Consider the following 4,750-nt stretch of genomic DNA (forward strand, 5'->3'; position numbering starts at 1 on the left):
CCCCATGCCATCCCACTCCAGGGCAGCCACACCCGCCACGGCAGCATCCAGCGCGGCGAACACCTCAGCCACCGAAGTCGAAAACATGTTCGAATAATAACGTGAGCCACCGACGCCCAGCCACCAGAACCATTGCGGCTGTGGATGAATCAGGAACTGGGGATAACCCCCGGCACCAGACTCAGCAGCAGATCCGGACCGAGCTGCTCGACGCCGTCGTAGCGCCACCGCAACGCGCCCACGATGCTGGCCACTCCGACGTCGTCGACGGCGGTCACCGGGCCGCCCAACAGAATCGGCGCCACGTAGGCCAGGATGCGGTGCACCACACCGGCGCGCAGGAACGCGCCGGCCACCGTCGGGCCGCCCTCCAGCAGCACGTCGGTGCGGTCGGCCAGCGCGCGCAGCACCTCGTGCGGGTCGCGGGTGCGCAGCAGCAGTGTGGGCGAATCACCATTGCGCACATGGTATTCCGGCGGCACCTCGCGTTCGCCGACGACCACCCGCAGCGGCTGCTGGGGCGCCGGTGTGCCGTCGGGCAGTCGGGCGGTCAGCGTCGGGTTGTCGACGAACACCGTTCCGGTGCCCACCATGATGGTGTCGGCCGCCGCCCGGCGGCGGTGCAGATCGGCCCGCGCCGCCTCGCTGGTGATCCACTGCGACGAGCCGTCGGCGGCGGCGCTGCGCCCGTCGATGCTGGTCGCGAATTTCCAGGTGACATGGGGCAGGCCGGTTTTCAGCTTGTGCAGCCACTCTCGCAGCGTCCCGGCGGCCACTTGCTCGGCGCACACCCCGCCGGTCACCGTCACCCCGGCGTCGCGCAGGCGGTGTGCCCCGCCGGCGGCCACCGGGTTGGGATCGGCGACGGCGTAGACCACGCCGGCCACCCCCGCGTGCAGCAGGGCGTCCACACACGGCCCGGTGCGGCCCTGGTGGTTACACGGCTCCAGGGTCACCACGGCGGTGCCGCCGGCAGCCCGCTCCCCCGCCGCCCGCAACGCCACCACCTCGGCGTGCGCACCCCCGACGGGTTCGGTGCCGCCGACGCCGACCACCGTACCGTCGGCGGCCAGAATGACCGCTCCCACAGGCGGATTGGGGTAGGTCGAGCCTTTGACGCGCTGCGCCTGCTCGATGGCCAGCGCCATCGCCTCGGTGATGGGCACCGTCACAGATGAAGGTGCGGTGAGACGGACCCGGCCTGGCGGCGCAGCGCCTCCACCGCGGCACCCGGATCACTGGCGCCGTACACCGCCGAACCGGCCACGAAGCAGTCCACGCCCGCCTCGGCCGCGGCCTCGATAGTGTCGGCGTTGATGCCGCCGTCGATCTCCACCAGGATGCTCAGCTCCCCGGAATCCACCAGCCGGCGCACCCGGGCCACCTTGTCGAGCACCTCGGGGATGAAGCTCTGCCCGCCGAAGCCGGGTTCGACCGACATCACCAGCAGGGTGTCGAAGTGGCGCAGGATCTCCAGGTAGGGGTCCAGCGGGGTGCCGGGCTTGATCGACAACCCGGCCTTGGCCCCGGCCGCGCGGATATCGCGGGCCACCGCGAGGGGATCGTCGGTGGCCTCGGCGTGGAAGGTGACGTTATAGGCGCCGGCCTCGGCGTACGGGGGCGCCCAGCGGCCGGGGTCGTCGATCATCAGGTGGCAGTCCAGCGGGATGTCGGTGGCCTTGAGCAGGCTCTCCACCACCGGCAGGCCCAGGGTGAGGTTGGGCACGAAGTGGGCGTCCATCACGTCGACGTGCAGCCAGTCCGAACCCTCGACGGCGGCGGCCTCCTCGGCCAGCCGGGCGAAGTCGGCGGACAGAATCGACGGGGCGATCATGGGCCTGGTCGGTGTAGCCATGGGTGTCACTGTAGGGCCCCGGCCACATCCACTGAGGAACCACGCAGAGGAAGTGCGAGTGAGCGTCTGCCTGGTTCCTCACTCAACACCGGGGAACCGGGGCACCCCTGCCCGCTCCACCCGCCGCTCGATATCAGTACTCCGGTGGCCGGCGAGCACTCTGATCCGGCGCCAGCCCATCTCGTCGATGTACTCAGAACGGGCAACGTCACCGCGGTACTGCCCGGTGTCGGTGCGATGCTGCTCGCCGTCGTACTCGACAGCCACCATGAATTCCTCCCAGCCCATATCGAGGTAGAAGCGCGGAAAGCCGCCCGGTCCCGGCACCGGGATCTGAGTTCGCGGACGGGGAAAGCCGGCGTCGATGAGCAGCAGCCGCAACCAGGTCTCCTTCGGCGACTGCGCACCGGCGTCGATGAGGTCGAGCATCTGCGGTACCCGTCGCCGACCTCGGACGTGCGGATGCAGCTCCAGAACCCCGTCCAGTTCGGCGGCGGCGAAACCTGTCGCACGCGCCAGCGCGTCGAGGCGTTGGAGCGCGCTGACGCGGGAGCCGCGGCGGGCCAGGTCGAAGGCGGTCCGCTGCACGGTCGTGACGGCCATCCCTCGTATTCGCACAATCTCGCCGTCGAGGAGCGAGTCACGCCGGGTGATCACGCCGGCCGGCGACTTGTTATGGGCCAGGTTCAGCTCGATCGGCGCGGCCGGGTCGACCCATTGCGCCCCGTGCAATGCCGAGGCGGCCCAGCCGCTGACCACGCCCCGACGCCCAGACCAGAGCCACGCCGCGATGATCCGGTCGGCCAGTGAAAGCGGCGTCAGCCTCGGCGCGTAGACACCCGGCAACAGCCGCCGGTGGTGTGCGGCCAGCTCGTAACGGCTGACCTCGCCTGCTGCCAGCGCCTCACCGGCGCTGAACACACCCACATTGCGTGACCGTGCCAGGTTCGCCCGCATGGGCTCCTCGCCGATCCACAGCCCACGCTTGCCGCATCGATCGAGGAACCACGCAGACGAAGAGCGAGTGGGCGCCTGCGTGGTTCCTCACTCAACGCTGGTTCTTGCGCAGCGCGGCGGCGAACATCGCGTCGGTGCCGTGCCGATGCGGCCACAGCTGCACGTACGGCCCAGTGCCGAGGTTCTCGACGGGTGCGAACAGCTCCCGGGTGTCCAGGGCGGTCACCGGCTGGCGGCCCTCGCGCCCGTCCCGGCGCGACTTCGGCCGCAGCGCGTCCGACACCACCCCGACGGTCTCGACCAGGTGCGGGGAGCAGGTGGCGTAGAGCACCACCCCACCGGGGCGGACCAGCCGGATCGCCGAGGCCAGCAGTTCGCGCTGCAGTTTGCTCAGCGCCGGAACGTCGGCGGGGGTGCGCCGCCAGCGGGCTTCCGGGCGCCGGCGCACGGGGCGTCGACCAGCACCCGGTCGAAACTGTCTGACGCAAGGCCGGTTTCGCGGCCGTCGACCCGCAGCACCGCAACGTCCAGGCCGGTGGTGTTCTGCTCGACGAGCTCGGCGCGACGCTCGTTGGGCTCCACCGCCGTGACCGTCGCGCCCCGCTCAGCGGCGATGGCCGCCATCAACGCCGTCTTGCCGCCGGGCCCGGAGCACAGGTCCAGCCAGCGGCCGCCGTCCGGGCCGTCCAGCGGCGCCAGGGTCAGCGCCCGGGCCACCAGCTGGCTGCCCTCGTCCTGCACCAGCGCCTGCCCGTCGCGCAGCGCGGCCAGCCGACCCGGGTCACCGCCGGAGAGGTACACCGCATACGGCGAATACCGGCCCACCTCGCCGTGCACCGCCTGCGCCAGATCCGCGGCGCTGAGCACCCCGGGCCGGGCGGCCAGATGCACCCCGGGTCGGGCGTCGTCGGCGGCCAAGGCGGCGTCCAGCTCACCGGCGGAAGCACCCAACGCGTCGGCGAAGGCCTGCGCGATCCAGCGCGGGTGGGCGTGCACGAAGGCGGCGTGGCCCACCGGATCGCTGGGGGCTAGTTCGGCCACCCAGGACGCCTCGTCGCGCCCGGCGATGGTGCGCAGCACCCCGTTGACGAATCCGGCTCGGGCGGTGTCGAATTCGACGCCGGCCTGCTCGACGGTGGTGGACACCGCGGCGTGCACGGCGACGTTGGTCCGCAGCAGCTGATAGGCGCCCAGCCGCAGCAGATCCAGCAGCACCGGGTCGATCTGCTCCACCGGGCGGCCCGCCGCGGCGACGATGACCGCGTCCAGCAGCCCGCGGGCACGGCAGGCGCCGTAGGTCAGTTCGGTGGCGAACGCGGCGTCGCGGCCGTGGATGCCCCGCTCGGCCAGCAGCGCCGGCAGTGCCAGGTTGGCGTAGGCGTCACGCTCGGAGACCGCGCGCAGGACGTCGAAGGCGGCGCGGCGCGCCGGGTCCAGCTGGGCGCGGGGCCGGCGGCGCTGCGGCGGACGGCCGGTGCCCGGTTTGCGCGGGTCGCGCTGCGGTCGAGTCATGAGGCGGCCGCTTCGTCGCCCAGCCGCGCCCCGCGCGCCCAGTCCGCCGCGGCCATCGGCTTCTTGCCGGGCAGCTGCACCGTGCCCAGCACCACGGCGTGCGAGCCGGTGCCCACCCGGACGCCGGCGCGCTGCACCTGAATCCGGCCGGGCGGCAGGGGATCTCCGGCGGCTTCTCCGGCGGTGTCGACGGTGACCGGGCCGACCTTGACCCGCAGGTCGCCGATCATGGTCCACGCGCCGGGGTCGGGGGTGACCGAGCGGATCCGCCGGTCGACGACGTGCGCGGGCAGGTCCCATCGCACCCGGGCGGAGTCGACGGTGATCTTCGGGGCGATGCTGACGCCGTCGGCGGCCTGCGGTACCGGCTGCAGCGAGCCGTCGGCGATGCCGTCCAGGGTGGCTTCCAGCAGGCCGGCGCCGGCG

At 72.4% G+C, this 4,750-nt stretch carries 4 protein-coding genes and 1 pseudogene; all 5 read right to left on the minus strand.

The features are described from left to right. Positions 1-149: 149 nt before the first annotated feature. On the minus strand, positions 150-1,148 hold the full coding sequence (gene ribD / locus ADBZ6I_RS16125) for a bifunctional diaminohydroxyphosphoribosylaminopyrimidine deaminase/5-amino-6-(5-phosphoribosylamino)uracil reductase RibD (protein ID WP_526385618.1): 999 nt from the start codon (positions 1,146-1,148) through the stop codon (positions 150-152). Between the two features lie 20 nt (positions 1,149-1,168). After that, on the minus strand, positions 1,169-1,855 hold the full coding sequence (gene rpe, locus ADBZ6I_RS16130) for a ribulose-phosphate 3-epimerase (RefSeq protein ID WP_526385612.1): 687 nt from the start codon (positions 1,853-1,855) through the stop codon (positions 1,169-1,171). Between the two features lie 78 nt (positions 1,856-1,933). Next, positions 1,934-2,782 (minus strand): type IV toxin-antitoxin system AbiEi family antitoxin, encoded by an 849-nt coding sequence (locus tag ADBZ6I_RS16135; protein WP_526385614.1) that lies wholly within the window; start codon positions 2,780-2,782, stop codon positions 1,934-1,936. 121 nt (positions 2,783-2,903) lie between these two features. Further along, positions 2,904-4,324: pseudogene (locus ADBZ6I_RS16140) on the minus strand (transcription antitermination factor NusB). Beyond that, a partial coding sequence (locus tag ADBZ6I_RS16145) for a methionyl-tRNA formyltransferase (protein WP_526385616.1) occupies positions 4,321-4,750 on the minus strand: 430 nt, incomplete at its 5' end. The gene ADBZ6I_RS16145 and the pseudogene ADBZ6I_RS16140, both read right to left, overlap by 4 nt.

The organism is Mycobacterium sp. (assembly GCF_044342925.1).
Taxonomy (GTDB): Bacteria; Actinomycetota; Actinomycetes; order Mycobacteriales; family Mycobacteriaceae; genus Mycobacterium.